Origin of the sequence: Rhizobacter sp. (assembly GCA_019635355.1) — a bacterium.
Taxonomy (GTDB): Bacteria; Pseudomonadota; Gammaproteobacteria; order Burkholderiales; family Burkholderiaceae_C; genus Rhizobacter.
The window spans coordinates 3,951,821-3,970,261 of the sequence record JAHBZQ010000001.1 but is presented as its reverse complement, the minus strand read 5'-3'; the positions used below and the strand labels follow the sequence as shown (position 1 = coordinate 3,970,261).

Genomic DNA, 18,441 nt, shown 5'->3' with positions numbered 1-18,441 from the left:
AATCATCGCACCGCGCGCCAGGCGCCTCGCTACCATCACCCGATGACCAAGCCCCGCCGCGCCCTCGTTCTCTTCTCGGGTGGACAAGACTCCACCGTCTGCCTCGCGTGGGCGCTGTCCAACTTCCACTACGTCGAGACCATCGGCTTCGACTACGACCAGCGCCACGGCATCGAGCTCGAATGCCGGCTCGCGGTGCGCTCGCAGCTCTACGCCAACTTCCCGAGCTGGGGCGGCCGGCTGGGCGACGACCACCTGGTCGACCTCTCGCTGCTGGGCCAGCTGTCGGACACGGCGCTCACCCAGCAACGTGCGATCGAGATGACCTCGACCGGCCTGCCCAACACCTTCGTGCCCGGCCGCAACCTCATCTTCTTCAACTTCGCCGCCGCCGTGGCCTACCGCCGCGAGCTCGACGTGATGGTGGGCGGCATGTGCGAGACCGACTATTCCGGCTACCCCGACTGCCGCGACAACACACTCAAGGCGCTGCAGGTGGCGCTGAGCCTCGGGCTCGACACGCCCATGGGCATCGAGACGCCGCTGATGTGGCTCGACAAGGCGCAGACCTGGGAACTCGCGGCCACGCTCGGCGGCGAGGCGCTCATCCGCCTCATCGTCGAACACACCCACACCTGCTACCTCGGCGACCGCACGCAGCGTCACGAGTGGGGCTACGGCTGCGGCCACTGCCCGGCGTGCGCGCTTCGCATGCGCGGCTACAAGGCCTGGCGCTCGCGCAACCCCGAGCCGCCCACGGCCTTCGACGCCACCGACCGCATGGACTTGCGCTGATCGAGCCACGGTGACAGCGCCTTCGCGCCCGACGGGGTGAGCGAGAGGGCGCGCGAGTCCGGGGCGCGGCGCAGCCAGCCGCGTTCGAGCGCGTGGTCGAGCAAGGCGACCGCGAAACTGCCGGCGAGGTGATCGCGGCGCTCCGACCAGTCGAGACAGGCATACGCGAAGCGCCGGCCTGTGGGCAGCGTGACACCGAGCGCGGCCATCTCGGCACGCCCGGACTCGCTCAACACGAACTGCCCATCGGCCGGCACCAGCGTGCCGCGCGCCAGCAGGCCCTCGAAGAGCTGCACGCCGAGCTCACCCGCGAGGTGCCCGTAGCAGGTGCGCGCCGCCTTCAGCCGCTTGTAGGGCTCGCGCTCCCACTTGTCGGCCACGCTGCTGCGCTCGGCCACCAGCGACAGGGCCTCGAGCGCATGCGCGATGTCGGCATCGGCGAGGCGGAAGTAGCGGTGCCGGCCTTGCACGCGCACCACCACGAGTTCGCTGTCCACCAGCTTGGCGATGTGGCTGCTCGCGGTCTGCGCCGTCACCCCCGCCGCCTGCGCCAGCTCGCCCGCGGCGAGAAAGCCGCCACCCATCAGCGCCGACAGCATGCGGGCGCGCGTGGGGTCGCCGATGGTCGACGCGATGCGGGCGAAGCGGGGCTCGGGTGCGCTCATTTCCACAGATGATGCCTCGGCCGCGTCACCAAATGCTTCGGCGCCGGTCGAATCGTCGAGGCCATGTCGTAGAGTCCGCTCGCACCCAAGGAGGGATTTACATGACCACTGTGCAAATCGTGAGCGTGATCGTCCTGGCCATCCTGGTCTTCTGGGGCGTCGGCGCCTACAACCGCCTCGTGCGCCTGCGCAACGTGATCGGCAACTCGTTCGCGCAGATCGACGTGCAGTTGAAGCGCCGCTACGACCTGATCCCCAACCTGGTGGAAGTGGCGCGCAAGTACGCCGCCCACGAACGCGAAACGCTGGAAGCCGTGACCGCCGCGCGCAACCAGGCCAAGGCCGCCGCCGACGTGGCGCGCACCCGCCCCGCCGCGGCCGGCGCGGTGACGAGCCTCGCCGTCGCCGAACAAGCCCTCACGGGCGCGATGGGCCGGCTGATGGCCGTGGTGGAGGCCTACCCCGAGCTCAAGGCCGACCAGAGCCTGCGCGAGCTGGCCGAAGAACTCACCAGCACCGAAAACAAGATCGGCTTCGCGCGCCAGCTCTTCAACGACGCCACGCTCGACTACAACAACGCGGCGCAGCAGTTCCCCACCAACCTGATGGCCAGCATGTTCGGCTTCCGCGAGGCGGCCATGCTGCAGGCCACCACCAGCGACGCCGAGCGCGCGCCGGTGCGGGTGCAGCTGTAGTCAAGGCGGACGCCACCACCCGCTCAGCCTGAGGTATCGAAGGCCTACTCAGGCCGTGCCGGGCTTCGATACCTCAGCCTGAGCGGTGGGTGCCACCTCCCCAAGCCCATGCGTTTCCGCGACCAGCAAACCGACGCCCGCCGCGCCACGCAGCGGCTGCTGGCGCTCTTCGCGCTGCTGCTCGTCGGCCTCGTGCTGGCCGTCAACGGCCTGCTGATCGGCGTGTGGTGGGCGCTGCGCTGGCTGCTCTCGTGGGACCTGCCGCTGCCGCCGCTCTTCATCGAGACCAACACCGCCGTCGTGCTGCTCTTCGTGCTGGGTGGCGCCTGGGTCGAGCTTGGCCGCCTGCGCACCGGCGGCGGCGCCCATGTGGCGCACTGGGCCGGCGGCCGCGAGCTGCTCGACGCGCGCAGCCTGAGCGAGCGCCGCCTGCTCAACATCGTCGACGAGATGGCCATCGCCAGCGGCCTGCCGCGGCCCGCCGTCTACCTGCTCGACCGCGAAGACGCGATCAACGCCTTCGCCGCCGGCTGGTCGCCCGACGACGCGATCGTGGCCGTGACGCAGGGCGCGCTCGACCGGCTCACGCGCGACGAGCTGCAGGGGCTGGTCGCACACGAGTTCGGCCACATCCACCAGGACGACCTGCGCCTCAACATGCAACTGCTCGCGCTCGTGTGGGGCCTGTCGCTGGTGCATGGCTACGGCCACAAGCTGCTGGAGGCCGACGAGGCCGGGCGCCGCTCGGCCTTCGGGCTGCTGGTGGGGCCGGTGTTCGTGGCCGCCGGCCTCCTGGGCTGGCTCGCCGGGCAGCTGCTGCAGGCCGCGGTGTCGCGCCAGCGCGAGCTGCTGGCCGATGCCTGCGCGGTGCAATTCACCCGCAGCCGCGAAGGCCTTGGCGGCGTGCTGCGCAAGGTGTGGCACCAGGCCCAGCACCACCAGGACCGCCTTGCGCGTGTGCCCGCACGGCTGCTCGCCGCGATGCTGCTGCAGGCCCCGGCCGACTGGCTGGCCACGCACCCGCCACTGCCTGAGCGACTGCGCCGGCTCTACGGCCGCGCCGTCGACCCGCTGCCCGCGCCCAAGCTCGACGCCGGCACCCAGGCCGACGAGCCGCGCCGTGCGCCGGCCACCCCGATGCCGGCGACCACACAGGCGGTGGTGGCCGCCGTCGCCGCCGCCGCACCCATCGCCTATGCTGCCCCCATGACCTCGCACGACGACCCCGAGCCCGCTTCCACGCCCGAGCCACGCGCCTTCAGCGCGCAAGACGAACGCGAGGCGGTCGAGCGCTTGGCGCGCCTCAACGGCCCGGGCGAGCTGCGCGCCGCCATCCTCGCGCTGCTGGCCACGCCGGGCAGCCGTCGCGAGCGCCGCGCCTGGCAGGACGAGACCGCCGGCCTCAGCACCGCCCGCGAGGTGCGCGACGACGTCAAGAAGCTCGGCCCCGCGACGCGCCTGCCCTGGCTCGGCCTGCTGCTGGCCCGCGCCGCGAAGGCCCCGTTGCCCGACCGCCAGCACCTGATGGCCGCCGCGCGGCGCGTGATGGCGGCCGACGGGCAGATCCGCCCCATCGACCGCCTGCACCTGCTGCTGATGCGCCAGCGCCTGGGCGAGGCGCCGCCGGTGGTGCCGTCGGGCGGCAGCTTCCACGACATCGCCGACACCTCGCTGCACACCCGGCGCGAGATCGCCCGGCTCACCGCCTTCCTGGCGCGCCTGGTGCCCGATGGCGACGCCTGGTACCAGAGCGTGATGCTGCCGTGGCTGCAAGGCGACGCGCTGCCGCCCTGCGAAGCGCCCGACGCCGATGGCCTGGTGCACGCGCTGCAGGAAGTGCAGACACTGCCGTGGATGCTCAAACCGGTGCTCGTGCGCCACTGGACCGAAACCGCCCTGCGCCACAAGCCGCCCGGCCCGCTGGCCGACGAGGCCTGCGACGCGCTGCGCCTGGCCGCGGTGTTGCTCGACTCGCCCTTGCCGCCCGAGCTGGCGCGGCACTACGTGGAGCCGAGCGTCACGGCCTGAATCACCCGCGCGCCGGCACCAGCGCGTCGACCAGGTGCCCGAAGCGGGCCGTGGCGGTGATCTCGGGCAGGCGCGCGATGCGGCCGTTCTGTGCCCAGCTGCCCTCGGGCACTTCGCGGATCTCCAATGACGTGACGACGGGCCGGCTGCGGTCGGGCGCGGCCGCTTCGGCGGCGGCCTGGACCGCCGCGGCGAGGCGCGCCTTGCGCGCGCCATCGAGCACCCCGGCGCTCACCTGCAGCGAGGCGAAGACGCCGCGCACCAGGCGGTCGGCCGGCTCGCCCGCGGAATAGAACTGGCCCGGCGCCAGCTCCTGGATCAGCACGATGCCGCGGGCGCGCGGCCCGGCTTCGTGGGGAATCGATTCGGCCTCGAAAGCCGCTTCGGTGAGGCCGCGCGCGAGGCGGGCCTGGGCGGACGGGTCGAAGGCACCCGGGGTGACGGTGACGGTGAGAAGCGGCATGGTGTCGGCGCCAAGGGTTGAACAGGCCGCCACTGTCGCGCCGAGGCCGCATCTCGTGCTAGTGTCTGTTTTGACATTGATCTTGCCAATCCAGCCACGACCCAGCCCATGATCCGCATCGACACCCTCCTGCTCGCCGGCAGCAGCCCGGCCTCCCTCGGCATCACGCTCGACGTGCTGGGCGCCGCCAACGCCCTCTCGGGCAAGCGTCTCTTCGACCACCGCGTGCTCTCGCCCGGCGCGCCCTCGGTGGCGCTACGGGGCGGGCTGTCGATGGCGGCCGAGCCGCTGGCCAAGGCGCGTGCCCGCGAGCTGGTGGTGCTGCCCGGGCTGGGGGCCGCCACGCCGGGGCAGATCGCCGACCGGCTGGCCGAGCCCGACGCCCAGCTCGCCTCGGCCTGGCTGCACAAGGCCTGGGGCCAGGGCGCGAGCCTCGCGGCCTCGTGCAGCAGCGTCTTCCTGCTCGCGCAGGCCGGCCTGCTCGACGGCCGCCGCTGCACCAGCACCTGGTGGCTCGTGCCCACGCTGAAGTCGCTTGCGCCCAAGAGCGAGACCACGCTCGATGCGATGGTCACGGAAGACGAGCGCATCTGGACGGCCGGCGCCTCGCTGGCCCACATCGACCTGATGCTCGCGCTCGTCGCCCGCTTCGCGAGCCCGGGCCTCGCCACCGAGGTGGCGCGCTACCTGGTGATCGAGCCGCGTGCGTCGCAGGCGCGTTTCGTGGCGCCGGCCTTCCTGGCCGCGCAAGACCCGCTGGCGCACCGGGTGGAGCTGCTGGTGCGCGAACGCTTGGCCGACGTGCCCTCGCTGGAGGAGATCGCCGACACGCTGGCGGTGAGCCCACGCACGCTGACCCGCCGCGTGACCGCCGCCACCGGCCTCACGCCGATGCGGCTGGTGCAGAAGATCCGACTCGACTCGGCGCTGCATGCCCTACAGACCTCACGGGCGCCCATCGACCAAGTGGCGCGTGACGTGGGTTTCGAGGACGGCTCGGCGCTTTATCGACTGGTGCTCAGGCACACCGGCAAACCGCCGAGCGCGTTTCGCTAGCTGCAAACGACCGATGCGGTGGCCACGAGTTCGTTGAACAAGGCCATCGACACCCCCCCCGACACCGCATACGGGTCGAGCGTGGCCGTCTCCGAGTACTTGAGCAGCAGCGAGGCGTTCAGGTCGGACAGGTTCACCTGCCCCATGGCCCAGCCCGCAAACTTGCGTTCGCCAATCTCTTCGTAGGTCAGCAGCACCACATCGCGGTGGCGAGCATCGTTGGCGATGCGGTTGTAAAGCTGGCTCACCGCCAGGCGGCCGCCCTCGAGCACCTGCAGGAACAGGCCTTCCGAGAAGCACAGCACGCCGGTCACGCCGGAGGCGGGGTTGTGCTGGCGCGACTTCTTCAGGATGGCGGCCAGCGCCTCCTGGTTGACCGACTCGGCGGCGCGGCTGGCATACATCAGGCGTACAAGCATGGTCGAACCCCTTCAGGTCTTCTTGCTGAGCAATGACAGGAACTCGCGGCGCAGGTTCGCGTCTTTCAGGAAAGCGCCGCGCATCACGCTGTTGGTCATCATCGCGTCGTCGTCCTTCACGCCTCGCCAGTGCATGCAGAAGTGATCGGCCTCCATCACGATGGCCAGGCCATCGGGCTTGACGCGCGATTGCAGCTCGTTGGCGAGCATGGTCACCGCCTCCTCCTGGATCTGCGGGCGCGACATGATCCAGTCGCAGATGCGCGCGTACTTCGACAGACCGATGAGGTTGGAATGCTCGTTGGGCAGGATGCCGATCCACACCCTGCCCATGATCGGGCACAGGTGGTGCGAGCAGGCGCTGCGCACCGTGATCGGGCCCACGATCATCAGCTCGTTGAGGCGCTCGACATTGGGGAACTCGGTCACCGCCGGCATGGGCTGGTAGCGTCCGCGAAACACCTCGGTGAGGTACATCTTGGCCACGCGCTGCGCCGTCTCGTTGGTGTTGTGGTCGCTTTCGGTATCGATCACCAGCGACTTCAGCACCTCCTGCATCTTGGCGGCGATCTCGTCGCGCAACTCGTCGATCTCGCCTTCGCGGATGAAGGCCGAGATGTTGTCGTTGGCGTGGTAGCGCCGCCCGGAGCCGACCAGCCGGTAGCGGATGCGCTCCGACGCGCTCAGCTGCGCAAGGTCTTCCTCGGTTCTGAAGATCGGCGCGGGGGGTGGAGCCGGCATGCAAGGTCCTGTCGAGGTGGAAGAGCAGCGATTGTGCTGCCTTGCGCCGGCCGCCGCTGGCGAGCTGCACCCACCCCCTAAAAGGCTCCTGACATAACGCTGTCAGCAAGAGGCGCCGAGCATGGCCACTCACTCAACCACAGGAGCGAAACATGGCCCAACACACCCAACAGCATGCCGTGAACTGGTTTGAAATCCCGGTGCTGGAGCAGCCCCGCGCCCAGGCGTTCTACGAGCGCCTGCTCGATGTGAAGCTCGACTGGCAGACGATGGGCGGGCAATCCCTCGCTGTCATCCCCTACGACGACGGTGCTGTCGGCGGTTGCCTGGTGGCGGCCGGCCAGGGCATGGCGCCCTCGACCGTAGGCACGCTGGTGTATCTGAACGCCAAGCCCTCGCTCGACGCGGCGCTCGCCCGCGTGGAGCCGGCCGGCGGTCGCGTCACCACCCCCAAGGTGCAGCTGCCGGGCGACCTGGGCTTCTTCGCCCACGTGACCGACACCGAAGGCAACCGCATTGGCCTGCACGCGCTGAGCTGATCCGCCATGCCGCTGGAGCCTTTCGAGCCACCCTTGCGCCACCCCTTGCAGGTGATGGCGCGCCCCGCCCTGCTGCCGCTGCGTGGCCCCCTCGCGCCGCGGTTGCAGAATCATCCACCCCTCACCCCGCCGTCACGGCCCCAGACCGACGAGCCCGACCGTATGCGACGTGCAGACCGCCTCTTCCAGATCGTGCAGCTCATCCGCGGCCGGCGCCTGTCGACCGCGCAGTTCCTCGCCGAACGGCTGGAGGTGTCGGAACGCACCGTGTACCGCGACATCGCCGAGCTGATGACGCAAGGGGTGCCCATCGAGGGCGAGGCCGGTGTGGGCTACCGCATGCGCAGCGGCTTCGACCTCCCACCGCTCATGTTCACCCACGAAGAAGCGCAGGCGCTGGTCGCCTCGGTGCGCATCGCCCAGCCGCGGCTCGACGCCACGCTGGCCGCGCAGGCGGAAAACGCGCTGTCGAAGATCCTCGCGGTGCTGCCGGCGGCGGCCCGCGCCGCGGCCGAGACACTCGCGGTCTACGCCCCACCGGTCGAGTTCGACCCGGCCACCCGCCTGCGCCTGGAGCCGCTGCGGCTGGCGGCCGAGGGCCGGCGCAAGGTGCGCCTGAGCTACCTCGACCTCAAGGACGTGCCCAGTGAGCGCACCGTGCGCCCGCTCGGCTGCTTCTACTGGGGCGCGGTGTGGACGCTCGCCGCCTGGTGCGAGGTGCGCGAGGAGTTCCGCAACTTCCGCATCGACCGCATCCGCGAGCTTGACGTGCTGGGGAGCTTCCGCGACGAGCCGGGCAAGACGCTGCCCGATTTCTTCCGCCAGGCCGAGGTGTCGGCAGCGGCGCACCGGCAGGCACACCCGAAAGCGAACTGAACCCGCGCTTCAGTGCGCCATCGCGCTGCCGCGCTGCTGCAGCGCCCAACGCTCCAGCACGCCGCGCCAGGGGCGAAGTCGCACCGCGGCGTCGCCCACCCGCTGGCCGTCGGCGCCGCGCCACAGGCCGCTGCTGTCGAAGCTGAACACCGGCCGCAGGTCGGTGCGGTGCGACAGCGGCTGCAGCGGCGGGTCGAGGCAGTCGAGCACCACCGGGTCGCGGTCGTGTGCGTCGGCGATCAGCGCGATGTGGGCCACGCGTGGGGTCGACGCGACCGGCGAGGTCCAGCTGGCGTAGACGAGCCGCGGGCACCCGCCGCTGCCGCAGGCGTTGAGCAGGAAGTACTTGGCGATGGCGTAGTCCTCGCAGTCGCCGCGGCCCGAGGCGAGCGTCTCGGCCGGGGTTTGCCAGCAGTCGCGGGCGCCGCAGAGCTCGAGGTCGGGGGTGTAGTCGACCAGCTCGTTGATGCGCCGGTTCGCCGCCGCGTGGCGCTCGGCCAGGGGCAGGCGGCGCAGGCCCTCGGCGAGCCGCAGGAAACGCTCGGTCGCAGCCTGCAGCGGGTCGAGCACGGGCTGGGCGTGCGCCTTCATGCCGACACAGGCATAACTGGCGATGCACAGGGAAAAGGCTCGTCGCAGCATGGGGTGGTGCGGCAGCGAAGCAGCACCACCACGATCCCACGTTAGTCGGTGATCGGTGAAATGGCCAATAGCCAATTCACATCAGCGCTCCTTGGGCACCATGCCGTTCACGCTGACGATGCGGCACTGGCCGGTGTAGGCCTCGCGGCGGGTGTCGCAGTCCGACAGTGCCGCCGACATCGCCTCGCGGGCGGAGGTCTTGCCGCTCGACCAGCCGTAGGCCCCGGCGCTCGACACCGCGAAGGCCTTTTCGTTCGAGGCCGGCATGTACTCGTCGCGGTACACCTGCGCGGCCGAGCCGTCGGGCAAGCGGGGCATGGCCTGCTCCTGCATGCGCTCGGCCTGGCGTTGCTCGGACTGCTCGGCTTGCTCGGCCTTCTGCTGTGCCCGTTTCACGTAGTCGTTGTAGGCCGGCAGCGCCACCGCGGCCATGATCCCCAGGCCGACCGTGCTCAGCACGCAGATCGCGATGGCCAGCACCATGTTGCCGCGTCTCGGCTTGGGGCCGTAGTCGTTTTCTTCGGCCGTGCCGGGCCAGAGCGAGATGACCAGGTTGCCAATGACGCCGACATAAGGGATGAGCGTGAGCAGCATCCACCAGCCGCTGCGGTTGAAGTCGTGCAGGCGCAGCGCGGTCACGCGGATGCCCCAGACCAGCCACGCGAGGCCCAGCAGCCCGAGCGGCAGCAGGATCAGCTTGCCGAGCACCGGCGTGAGCACCGCCGCGATCACCCCCACCCCGAACACGACCAGCATGGACGCGCCCCAGGTGTTGATGTAGCTGGCGCGGCCGTAGCGGCCTTCGAAGCTCAGGCTGGCAAACGGCGGCGGCTCGACGAGGTCGGTGCTGCGCTCGCCGTCGACCTCGGCGTTCGGCGGCGCGAAACGGCCACCGTTGGACGCCATCTCGCGCGCCGCCTGTCGCTCGGCTCGCGCACGCTCGGCGTCCTCGCGCTTGCTTTCCAGCGCGCGGGGGATGTCGGTGTTGCACTGCTTGCAGAGCACGAATTTCTTCTGCTGGCGGTTGCCGCAGTTGGGGCACTGCACCTCGTCGGCCAGCTCCTGCAGCGACAGCGTGCCGACCGCGGGTTCGGCGGGTTGGGGCGGCACGGCAGGCGTGGGCGCCGGCACGCCGGGCACGGCCTGGGGCTCGGGCGGCGCGTCGAGGGGCTCGACCAGCACCCGCATGCCCAGCTTGCGCAGGCGGTCGACGTAGCGCTCGCCGTCCTCGCGGCCGATCTGGTGCTTGAGCACCGTGCGCTTGCCGGAAAACACCGCCGCGAGGCGGTCGCCTTCCAGCTTGAACATCTGGCCGAACAGCCGCTTCACCTCGTCGGCGGTGTGGCCTTCCAGCAGCTCCCCCGCGAACACCAGACGCACCTGCGCTTGGCCATCCATCCCTCGTCTCCCGGGTCATTGCCCTGTCGTGATGGCCGGCAGCATACGCAACTGCCGCACCCTCGCCTTCGGGCAAAACGTGAACTATTCCCGCCGCTCAATCCATCGGCCAGGGCCGTTGCGCCGGGCGCAACTGCTCCCAGGCCCGCGCCAGCTGCAGCACCCCGAGGTCGTCATGGCGGTGGCCGACGATCTGCAGGCCGATGGGCAGGCCGGCGCTCGTGTAGCCGCAGTTGATGCTGGCGGCCGGCTGCTCACTCATGTTGTAGGGCAGCGTGAAGGCGATGTGCTCGAAGGGCAGCGTCGCGTCGTTGGTGGGGCACGGCAGCTCGGCGGCGAAGGCCGCGATCGGCGCCGTCGGCGTGAGCACGAAGTCGAAGGACTGGCAGGCCGCGACCGCCGCCTCGCGCATCACGCCCATCTGGCTGAAGCCGGTGAAGACCTGCTCGCCGGTGAGGCCCGCGCCGCCGCGCGCCCACTCGCGGATGAAGGGCAGCACCTTGGCCTGCCGTTCGGCCGGCAGGGCCGAGATGTCCATCCAGGAGCGGCAGCGCCAGAAGCGGTCCATGCCGTCGATCATGGCGCGTGTCATGAAGGGTGCGAGCGGTTCGACGACTGCGCCGGCCGCGGCAAAGGCGCTCGCCGCCGCTTCGACCGCAGCCCGCACCTCGGGCTCGACAGGCAGCCCCCAGCCGGCGTCGAGCATCAAGCCGATCTTCAAGCCCTTGATCGGCCGCGTGAGCTCGGTCCACGAGATCGGCTGGTAGGGCAGGCTCATGGTGTCGCGCGCATCGGGCAGCGAGAGCACCCGCATCATCAGCGCCGCGTCTTGCACGCTGCGCGTCATCGGCCCGGCCACACGGCCGTAGTACGGCGGGTGGATGGGGATGCGGCCGAGGCTGGGCTTCAAGGTGAAGATGCCGCACCAGGCGGCGGGCAGGCGCACCGAGCCGCCGATGTCGGTGCCCAGGTGCAGCGGGCCGTAGCCACCGGCCGCGGCGGCAGCAGCACCGGCGCTGCTGCCGCCAGGGTTCTTGGACACGTCCCACGGGTTGCGCGTGAGCGCGTGGAAGCTCGACAGGCCCGACGACAACATGCCGTAGTCGGGCATGGTGGTCTTGCCGAGCAGCACCGCACCGGCTTCGCGCAGGCGTGCGGCGGGTGGGGCGTCGCGCTCGGCCGGGGTGTGCAGCGTGGCGGCGGTGCCCAGGGGCACCGGCGTGCCGCGGGTGGCGATGTTTTCCTTGATCGTGACCGGCACACCGTCGAGCGCGCCCTGTGGCTCGGCCTTCAGCCAACGGGCTTCGCTGGCCTTTGCCGCCGCCAGCGCGGCTTCGTGGTCGAGCGCGTAGGTGGCGTGCAGCTTCGGCTCGCAGCGGTCGATCTGGCCGAGCACGGCCCGCGTGACCTCGACCGGCGACAGCGCACGGCTCTCGTAGGCGGCGAGCAGCGCGAGCGCGCTCAGGGTGTGCAACGACGTCGTCATGGGCCCTCCGTTGGGGTAGGGCCGGATGATGACCGAATCAGCCCTTGCTGACCACCGGCGCGGCCAGGCCGGCGAGGTAGGCGTCGAGCACCTGCTGGCCGGTCTTCACGAGGTCGAAGGCCTCGGGGTCGAGCAGCCAGTTCTGGATCAGGCCGTCGATGAGTGCGTGCAGCCCGAGGGCCGCCGCGCGCGCCGGGATGCGCTTGGGCAGCAGGCCGCGGCGCATCGCGAGCGTCACGCCACGCTGCGCGTGCAACAGGCACTCGTCGCGGATGCGCAGGTGGCGGTCGCGCACGGCCAGCAGTTCGTCCACGTATTCGACCTTGTGGATGGCGATGCCGAACACGCGACGCACCTGCGGGTCGCGGGCGGTCAGGCGCAGCGCCTGCAGGAAGTTGCTGCGCATGTAGGCGATCGGGTCGTCGAGGCTCTCGTCGTCGCTGCGGTGGGCCGTCTCTTCCAGCGGGAGCGTCACGCGCTCCATCATCGCGTTGAAGAGGTCAGCCTTGTCCTTGAAGTGCCAGTAGATGGCGCCGCGCGTGAGGCCGGCGGCCTGCGCGATGTCATTCAGCGTGCTGCGCGAAACGCCCCGCTCGTGAAAGACCACCTCAGCCGTGTCAAGGATGAGTTTGCGGGTAGCCTGCGCTTCTTCTTTGGTGCGACGAACCATCGGTGTGTGTCAGTAGCCTGCCCATATACATTCATGCGTGTATGTATACTAATCCGGCTTCCCGGTTCCGCTGCGGTTTCGTGCTGCGTGCGCACTGAATAACAACACCCAACCAGCGCCGCACGGCGCACCCTCCGAGGATTCCGCATGTTTGCGTTGAAAGGCGTTCCGGCCCGCTTTGCCTTGATTTCCATCGCCGTCGTGCTCGCCGCCTGCGGGCAGAAGACGGAAGCCCCGAAGGGCGGCGGTGCGCCCGGTGGCGGCATGCCGCCGGCGCAGGTGGGCGTGGTGACGGTCCAGCCGACCACGGTGAGCCTCACCACCGAGCTACCCGGCCGGCTCGAAGCCTCGCGCGTGGCGCAAGTGCGCGCGCGTGCCGCGGGCATCCTGCGCGAGCGGGTGTTCAAGGAAGGCAGCGACGTGAAGGCCGGGCAGCTCTTGTTCCGCATCGACAACGCGCCCTACCAGGCGGCGCTGGCCAGCGCCCAGGCCACGCTCGCCCGCGCGCAGGCCAACGTGGCGCAGACCACCGCCCAGGCCGAGCGCTACAAGCCGCTGATGGAGGCCAACGCCATCAGCAAGCAGGATTACATCAACGCGGTGTCGGCCCAGAAGTCGGCCGAGGCCGACCTCGCCGCCAGCCGCGCCGCGGTGCAGACGGCGCAGATCAACCTCGGCTACTCGAGCGTCACCTCGCCCATCGCCGGCCGCATCGGCCGGGCGCTCGTGACCGAAGGCGCGCTCGTCGGCCAGGGCGAGGCCACGCCGCTGGCCGTGGTGCAGCAGATCAACCCGATGTACGTGAACTTCACGCAGTCGACCACCGAGGTGCTGAAGCTGCGCCAGGCGCTCGCCGCCGGCAAGCTGCAGAAGGCCGGGGCCGACGCGGCCAAGGTGCAGGTGGTGCTGGAAGACGGCACGGTCTACGCCCAGACCGGCAAGCTGCTCTTCAGCGACCTGACCGTCGACCCGACCTCCGGCCAGATCACCCTGCGCGCCGAAGTGCCCAACCCGCAAGGCCTCTTGCTGCCTGGCATGTACGTGCGCGTGCGCGTGGCCCAGGCCTCGCAGCCGCAGGGCATCCTGCTGCCGCAGCAGGCGGTGACGCGCACCGAGGGCGGCGACACCGTGCTCGTGGTCGGTGCCGACAACAAGCCGCAGAAGCGCACCATCAAGGTCGCCTCGGCACAAGGCCAGAGCTGGCTCGTCACCGAGGGCCTGCAGCCGGGCGAAAAGGTGATCGTCGACGGCTTCCAGAAGATGATGGTGCCCGGCGCGCCGGTGAACCCGGTGCCGTGGAGCCCGTCTGCTGCGGCATCGGGTGCGTCGGCTCCTGCCGCGGCCTCGGCCCCCGCGTCGGCTGCCAGCCGATAAGAGGGAGCACCGCGCATGTCACGCTTCTTCATCGACCGCCCCATCTTCGCGTGGGTGATCGCGCTCTTCATCCTGGTGGCCGGCGGCGTGGCGATCACGCAGCTGCCGATCGCACAGTACCCGCCGGTCGCACCGCCCTCCATCGTCGTCTCGGCCACCTACCCCGGTGCTTCGGCGCAGACGCTGGAAGACGCCGTGCTCTCCGTCATCGAACGCGAGATGAACGGCTCGCCCGGCCTCATGTACATGGAGTCGGTGGCGCAGGCCAACGGCACCGGCAGCATCACCATCAGCTTCGAGCCCGGCACCAATGCCGACCTGGCGCAGGTGGACGTGCAGAACCGCCTCAGCCGCGCCGCCCCTCGCCTGCCTTCGGCGGTGACGCAGCAAGGTGTGCGCGTCGACAAGGCGCGCTCGAACTTCCTGCTCTTCACCATCCTCTCGTCGGACAACCCGGCCTACGACCCGGTGGCGCTCGGCGACTACGCCTCGCGCAACGTGCTGCCCGAGCTGCAGCGGGTGCCTGGCGTGGGCCAGGCGCAGCTCTTCGGCACCGAGCGCGCCATGCGCATCTGGATCGACCCGAACAAGCTGCAGGGCTACAACCTGTCGTCGGCCGAAGTCATCGCCGCCATCCGCGCGCAGAACGCGCAGGTGTCGTCGGGCACCATCGGCGACCTGCCCAACATCGCCGGCCAGGGCATCTCGGCCACCGTGGTGGTGAAGGGCCAGCTCAGCACGGTCGAGGAGTTCGGCAACATCGTGCTGCGCGCACTCACCGACGGCTCCACCGTGCGCCTGCGCGACGTGGCCCGCCTCGAGCTCGGCGCGCAGGCCTACGCCACCTCGGCGCGGCTGAACGGCAACCCCTCCACCGGCATCGGCGTGCAGCTCGCGCCCAGCGGCAACGCCCTGCAGACGGCCGCGGCCATCCACAAGCGCATGGACGAGCTCTCCAAGCTCTTCCCGCAGGGCGTGAAGTACGCCATCCCCTACGACAGCTCGCGCTTCATCAAGATCTCGATCACGCAGGTGGCCGAGACGCTGATCGAAGCGGTGGTGCTGGTGTTCCTCGTCATGTTCCTCTTCCTGCAGAACTGGCGCTACACCATCATCCCGACCATCGTGGTGCCGATCGCGCTGCTCGGCACCTTCGCGGTGCTGCTCTCGCTCGGCTTCTCGATCAACGTGCTGACCATGTTCGGCATGGTGCTCGTGATCGGCATCGTGGTCGACGACGCCATCGTGGTGGTGGAGAACGTCGAACGCATCATGAGCGAGGAAGGACTGCCGCCGCTGCAGGCCACGCGCAAGGCGATGGGGCAGATCAGCGGGGCCATCGTCGGCGTGACGGTGGCGCTGATCTCGGTGTTCGTGCCACTCGCCTTCTTCTCGGGCTCGGTGGGCAACATCTACCGCCAGTTCTCGGCGGTGATGGTGGCCTCGATCGCGTTTTCGGCCTTCATGGCGCTCTCGCTCACGCCGGCCTTGTGCGCCACGCTGCTCAAGCCCGTGGAAGCCGGCCACCACCATGAGAAGACCGGTTTCTTCGGCTGGTTCAACCGCGGCTTCACGCGCACGGCCAAGGGCTACGAAGGCTGGGTGGCACGCATCCTCAAACGCGCCGGGCGCTTCCTCATCATCTACCTGGCCATCGGCGTCGCGGTGGCGCTGCTCTACAAGCGCCTGCCCACCTCCTTCCTGCCGCAGGAAGACCAGGGCAACATGATCGTCAACGTGCAGCTGCCGCCGGGCGCCACGCAGGAGCGCACGCTGGAGGTGATGAAGCAGGTCGAGGCCTACATCCTCAAGCAGCCCGAGGTGCAGAGCATGGTGGGCGTGCTGGGCTTCAGCTTCTCGGGCCAGGGCCAGAACGCGGCGCTCGCCTTCGTGACGCTCAAGGACTGGAGCGAACGCAAGGAGCCGCAGCAGAAGGCCGACGCGATCGCGGGCCGTGCCTTCGGCGCGCTGATGGGCATCCGCGATGCGTTCATCTACCCGCTGAGCCCACCGCCGATCCCCGAGCTTGGCCAGTCGTCGGGCTTCAGCTTCCGCCTGCAGGACCGTGGCGGACAGGGCCACCAGGCGCTCATCAACGCGCGCAACCAGCTGCTGGGCATGGCCTCGCAGAGCAAGGTCATCACGCAGGTGCGCCCCGACGGCCTGGAAGACGCGCCGCAGGTCGAGCTCGCCATCGACCGCGACCGCGCCAACGCGCTGGGCGTGAGCTTCGACAGCATCAACACCGCCATCTCCACCGCGCTCGGCTCGGCCTATGTCAACGACTTCCCCAACGCCGGCCGCCTGCAGCGCGTGGTGGTGCAAGCCGATGCACCCGCGCGCATGCAGCCCGACGACCTGTTGAAGCTCAACGCGATCAACAACCAGGGCAAACCGGTGCCGCTCTCGGCCTTCGCCACCACCAAGTGGGTGACGGGGGCGATGCAGACGGTGCGCTACAACGGCTACCCCGCGATCCGCATCAACGGCTCGGCCGCGCCGGGCTACAGCACGGGGGCGGCGATGGCCGAGATGGAAGCGCTGGCCGCGAAGCTGCCACCCGGCTTCGCGTATGAGTGGACGGGTCAGTCGCGCGAAGAAAAGCTTGCCGGCTCGCAGGCGCTCATCCTCTACGGCTTCGCGATCCTCGCGGTGTTCTTGTGCCTCGCGGCGCTGTACGAGAGCTGGTCGATCCCGCTGGCGGTGATGCTGGTGGTGCCGCTCGGCGTGCTGGGCGTGCTGCTGGGTGTCACCTTCCGCGGCTACACCAACGACGTGTACTTCCAGGTGGGCCTCATCACCATCATCGGCCTGTCGGCGAAGAACGCGATCCTGATCATCGAGTTCGCGAAAGACCTGCAGGCGCAGGGCAAGACGGCGATGGAAGCGGCGCTGATGGCCGCGCACATCCGCTTCCGGCCGATCCTGATGACCTCGATGGCGTTCATCCTCGGCACGCTGCCGCTGATGCTGGCCTCGGGCGCCGGCTCGTCGAGCCAGCGGGTGCTGGGCACGGGCGTGATCGGCGGGATGATCAGCTCGGTGCTGCTGGCGGTGTTCTTCGTGCCGGTGTTCTTCGTGGTGGTGCGCCGCTTCTTCAAGGGCAGCGAGCGGCAGCGCAAGTTCTACGCACACGAGAAAGAGGCAGATGACCAAGGAGGCCACCAGCATGTTTGACATTCGCCTCACGGCATTGACGGCCGCGCTGCTGCTGGCCGGCTGCACGAGCATGGCGCCGAAGTACGAGCGCCCCGCCGCCCCCGTGGCCCCGGCCTTCACCGACAGCGCCACGGCCACGGGCACCCAGGCCGCTGCCGACATCGCGTGGCAGAGCTTCTTCGTCGACGAGCGCCTGAAGCGCCTGATCGAGATCGCCCTGAAGAACAACCGCGACCTGCGCGTGGCGGTGCTCAACATCGAGGCTGCGCGCGCCAACTACGGCGTGCGCCGGGCCGACCTCTACCCCAACCTCGGCGTCGGCCTGAGCGGCCAGCGTGGGCCGTCGCAGGTGGTGCCCGGCCGGCTGCAGACGGTGTTCCAGGCGGGCATCCAGCTCTCGGCCTGGGAGATCGATCTCTTCGGCCGCATCCAGAGCCTGGGCAACGCGGCTGCCGCGCAGTACCTCGCCAGCGAGGAAGGCCGCAAGGCCGCACAGATCAGCCTGGTGGCGGCGGTGGCCAACACCTACCTCAGCCTCTTGGCCGACGAAGAGCTGCTCGCCATCACGCGCGACACGCTCGGCACGCGCGAAGACTCGTTCAAGCTCAACAAGCTGAAGTTCGACAACGGCGCGGCCTCCGAACTCGACCTGCGCCAGGCCGAGTCGCTGCTCGAAGCGGGCAAGGTCACGCTCGCCGCCGTCACGCGGCAGCGGGCGCTCGACGAGAACGCGCTGGTGCTGCTGATCGGCCAGCCGCTGCCGGCTGACCTGCCGCCGCCGCTCGCCATCGGCGAACAGCGCCTCGCCGCCGACCTGCCCGCTGGCCTGCCGTCGGAGGTGCTGACGCGCCGGCCCGACGTGCGCCAGGCCGAGCAGCAGCTCATCGCCGCCAACGCCAACATCGGCGCCGCACGCGCCGCCTTCTTCCCGCGCATCAGCCTGACCGGCAGCGCCGGCAGCGCGAGCAGCGAACTCGACGGCCTCTTCAAGAGCGGCACCAAGGCCTGGAGCATCTCGGGCAACCTGGTGCAGCCGATCTTCGACGCCGGCCGCAACAGCGCCAACCTCGACCTCGCCAAGACCAACCGCGAGATCGCGGTGGCGCAGTACGAGAAGTCGATCCAGAACGCCTTCCGCGAAGTGCAGGATGCGCTGGCCGGCCGCGCCACGCTGGGCGAGCAGGCGCGCGCGCAGCTGGCCCAAGCCAATGCCGAGCAGACGCGCTTCCGGCTGGCCGACCTGCGCTACCGCAACGGCGCGGCGAGCTTCCTCGACGTGCTCGACGCCCAGCGCGCCCTCTTCAGCGCGCAGCAGGCCGTGGTGCAGGTGCAGGCGGCGGTGGTGCAGAACCAGGTCAACCTCTACAAGGTGCTGGGTGGCGGCTGGACGGAGCCCACCGCCACCAAGTGAGGCCAGGCGGCGAAGCGACAATCC

16 protein-coding genes and 1 pseudogene are annotated in these 18,441 nt (G+C 70.0%); 9 read left to right on the top strand and 8 right to left on the bottom strand.

Features of this window, described 5'->3' with window-relative positions; all coding sequences use genetic code 11:
* Nucleotides 1–42: 42 nt before the first annotated feature.
* Entirely contained in the window at nt 43–795 is a 753-nt protein-coding gene (gene queC / locus KF892_18235; GenBank protein MBX3626964.1) for a 7-cyano-7-deazaguanine synthase QueC, read from the top strand.
* Here the strand turns inward: queC and KF892_18230 are convergent.
* Nucleotides 720–1,460, bottom strand: a complete 741-nt coding sequence (locus tag KF892_18230; GenBank protein MBX3626963.1) for a helix-turn-helix transcriptional regulator — start codon at nt 1,458–1,460, stop codon at nt 720–722. The genes queC and KF892_18230 overlap by 76 nt on opposite strands.
* 101 nt (nt 1,461–1,561) lie before the next feature.
* On the opposite strand from KF892_18230, the gene KF892_18225 reads away from it, so the two are divergent.
* Both KF892_18225 and KF892_18220 read left to right on the top strand, forming a co-directional pair.
* Nucleotides 1,562–2,155: a LemA family protein gene (locus tag KF892_18225; protein ID MBX3626962.1), complete on the top strand. Its 594-nt coding sequence runs from the start codon at nt 1,562–1,564 to the stop codon at nt 2,153–2,155.
* 108 nt (nt 2,156–2,263) lie between these two features.
* Nucleotides 2,264–3,238, top strand: a pseudogene (locus tag KF892_18220) (M48 family metalloprotease).
* Between the two features lie 946 nt (nt 3,239–4,184).
* Here KF892_18220 and KF892_18215 read toward each other — a convergent pair.
* Nucleotides 4,185–4,646, bottom strand: a complete 462-nt coding sequence (locus tag KF892_18215) for a hypothetical protein (protein ID MBX3626961.1) — start codon at nt 4,644–4,646, stop codon at nt 4,185–4,187.
* A gap of 108 nt (nt 4,647–4,754) precedes the next feature.
* On the opposite strand from KF892_18215, the gene KF892_18210 reads away from it, so the two are divergent.
* A complete protein-coding gene (locus KF892_18210) occupies nt 4,755–5,702 on the top strand; it encodes a helix-turn-helix domain-containing protein (protein ID MBX3626960.1) in 948 nt (315 codons plus the stop codon).
* On the opposite strand, the gene KF892_18205 is transcribed toward KF892_18210, so the two are convergent.
* Both KF892_18205 and KF892_18200 read right to left on the bottom strand, forming a co-directional pair.
* Complete coding sequence (locus tag KF892_18205) at nt 5,699–6,121, bottom strand: BLUF domain-containing protein (protein ID MBX3626959.1); 423 nt, start codon at nt 6,119–6,121, stop codon at nt 5,699–5,701. The genes KF892_18210 and KF892_18205 overlap by 4 nt on opposite strands.
* A 12-nt stretch (nt 6,122–6,133) precedes the next feature.
* Nucleotides 6,134–6,862, bottom strand: a complete 729-nt coding sequence (locus tag KF892_18200) for a GTP cyclohydrolase I (GenBank protein MBX3626958.1) — start codon at nt 6,860–6,862, stop codon at nt 6,134–6,136.
* 152 nt (nt 6,863–7,014) lie between these two features.
* Between KF892_18200 and KF892_18195 the strand changes: the two genes are divergently transcribed.
* Both KF892_18195 and KF892_18190 read left to right on the top strand, forming a co-directional pair.
* Nucleotides 7,015–7,401, top strand: coding sequence for a VOC family protein (locus KF892_18195; protein MBX3626957.1), 387 nt, complete (start codon nt 7,015–7,017; stop codon nt 7,399–7,401).
* 162 nt (nt 7,402–7,563) lie between these two features.
* Entirely contained in the window at nt 7,564–8,277 is a 714-nt protein-coding gene (locus tag KF892_18190) for a YafY family transcriptional regulator (protein MBX3626956.1), read from the top strand.
* A gap of 9 nt (nt 8,278–8,286) precedes the next feature.
* Here the strand turns inward: KF892_18190 and KF892_18185 are convergent, their stop codons facing one another.
* The 4 genes from KF892_18185 to KF892_18170 form a co-directional block, all read right to left on the bottom strand.
* Complete coding sequence (locus KF892_18185; GenBank protein ID MBX3626955.1) at nt 8,287–8,919, bottom strand: transglutaminase-like cysteine peptidase; 633 nt, start codon at nt 8,917–8,919, stop codon at nt 8,287–8,289.
* A gap of 81 nt (nt 8,920–9,000) precedes the next feature.
* Nucleotides 9,001–10,317: a DUF805 domain-containing protein gene (locus tag KF892_18180; GenBank protein ID MBX3626954.1), complete on the bottom strand. Its 1,317-nt coding sequence runs from the start codon at nt 10,315–10,317 to the stop codon at nt 9,001–9,003.
* A 97-nt stretch (nt 10,318–10,414) separates the two neighbouring features.
* Nucleotides 10,415–11,803 (bottom strand): amidase, encoded by a 1,389-nt coding sequence (locus KF892_18175; protein ID MBX3626953.1) that lies wholly within the window; start codon nt 11,801–11,803, stop codon nt 10,415–10,417.
* Nucleotides 11,804–11,840: 37 nt separating this feature from the next.
* Nucleotides 11,841–12,473 (bottom strand): TetR family transcriptional regulator, encoded by a 633-nt coding sequence (locus tag KF892_18170; GenBank protein MBX3626952.1) that lies wholly within the window; start codon nt 12,471–12,473, stop codon nt 11,841–11,843.
* Between the two features lie 147 nt (nt 12,474–12,620).
* Here KF892_18170 and KF892_18165 point away from each other — a divergent pair, with 147 nt between their 5' ends.
* Genes KF892_18165 through KF892_18155 form a run of 3 tightly spaced genes read left to right on the top strand, consistent with a single transcriptional unit; the run spans nt 12,621 to nt 18,417 of the window.
* The gene (locus KF892_18165) at nt 12,621–13,847 is read left to right on the top strand and encodes an efflux RND transporter periplasmic adaptor subunit (protein MBX3626951.1); all 1,227 of its coding nucleotides are present in this window, start codon (nt 12,621–12,623) and stop codon (nt 13,845–13,847) included.
* Between the two features lie 15 nt (nt 13,848–13,862).
* Nucleotides 13,863–17,024 (top strand): efflux RND transporter permease subunit, encoded by a 3,162-nt coding sequence (locus KF892_18160; GenBank protein ID MBX3626950.1) that lies wholly within the window; start codon nt 13,863–13,865, stop codon nt 17,022–17,024.
* Nucleotides 17,017–18,417, top strand: a complete 1,401-nt coding sequence (locus tag KF892_18155) for an efflux transporter outer membrane subunit (protein ID MBX3626949.1) — start codon at nt 17,017–17,019, stop codon at nt 18,415–18,417. Before KF892_18160 ends, KF892_18155 begins: the two co-directional genes overlap by 8 nt.
* Nucleotides 18,418–18,441 lie beyond the last annotated feature (24 nt).

Bases quoted from the DNA above. Each gene is read 5' to 3' on its own strand.
- KF892_18160 (MBX3626950.1), top strand. From the start codon at position 13,863: ATGTCACGCTTCTTCATCGACCGCCCCATCTTCGCGTGGGTGATCGCG.
- KF892_18225 (MBX3626962.1), top strand. From the start codon at position 1,562: ATGACCACTGTGCAAATCGTGAGCGTGATCGTCCTGGCCATCCTGGTC.
- KF892_18215 (MBX3626961.1), bottom strand. From the start codon at position 4,646: ATGCCGCTTCTCACCGTCACCGTCACCCCGGGTGCCTTCGACCCGTCC.
- queC (MBX3626964.1), top strand. From the start codon at position 43: ATGACCAAGCCCCGCCGCGCCCTCGTTCTCTTCTCGGGTGGACAAGAC.
- KF892_18170 (MBX3626952.1), bottom strand. From the start codon at position 12,473: ATGGTTCGTCGCACCAAAGAAGAAGCGCAGGCTACCCGCAAACTCATC.
- KF892_18165 (MBX3626951.1), top strand. From the start codon at position 12,621: ATGTTTGCGTTGAAAGGCGTTCCGGCCCGCTTTGCCTTGATTTCCATC.
- KF892_18180 (MBX3626954.1), bottom strand. From the start codon at position 10,317: ATGGATGGCCAAGCGCAGGTGCGTCTGGTGTTCGCGGGGGAGCTGCTG.
- KF892_18155 (MBX3626949.1), top strand. From the start codon at position 17,017: ATGTTTGACATTCGCCTCACGGCATTGACGGCCGCGCTGCTGCTGGCC.
- KF892_18205 (MBX3626959.1), bottom strand. From the start codon at position 6,121: ATGCTTGTACGCCTGATGTATGCCAGCCGCGCCGCCGAGTCGGTCAAC.
- KF892_18200 (MBX3626958.1), bottom strand. From the start codon at position 6,862: ATGCCGGCTCCACCCCCCGCGCCGATCTTCAGAACCGAGGAAGACCTT.
- KF892_18210 (MBX3626960.1), top strand. From the start codon at position 4,755: ATGATCCGCATCGACACCCTCCTGCTCGCCGGCAGCAGCCCGGCCTCC.
- KF892_18195 (MBX3626957.1), top strand. From the start codon at position 7,015: ATGGCCCAACACACCCAACAGCATGCCGTGAACTGGTTTGAAATCCCG.
- KF892_18175 (MBX3626953.1), bottom strand. From the start codon at position 11,803: ATGACGACGTCGTTGCACACCCTGAGCGCGCTCGCGCTGCTCGCCGCC.
- KF892_18185 (MBX3626955.1), bottom strand. From the start codon at position 8,919: ATGCTGCGACGAGCCTTTTCCCTGTGCATCGCCAGTTATGCCTGTGTC.
- KF892_18230 (MBX3626963.1), bottom strand. From the start codon at position 1,460: ATGAGCGCACCCGAGCCCCGCTTCGCCCGCATCGCGTCGACCATCGGC.
- KF892_18190 (MBX3626956.1), top strand. From the start codon at position 7,564: ATGCGACGTGCAGACCGCCTCTTCCAGATCGTGCAGCTCATCCGCGGC.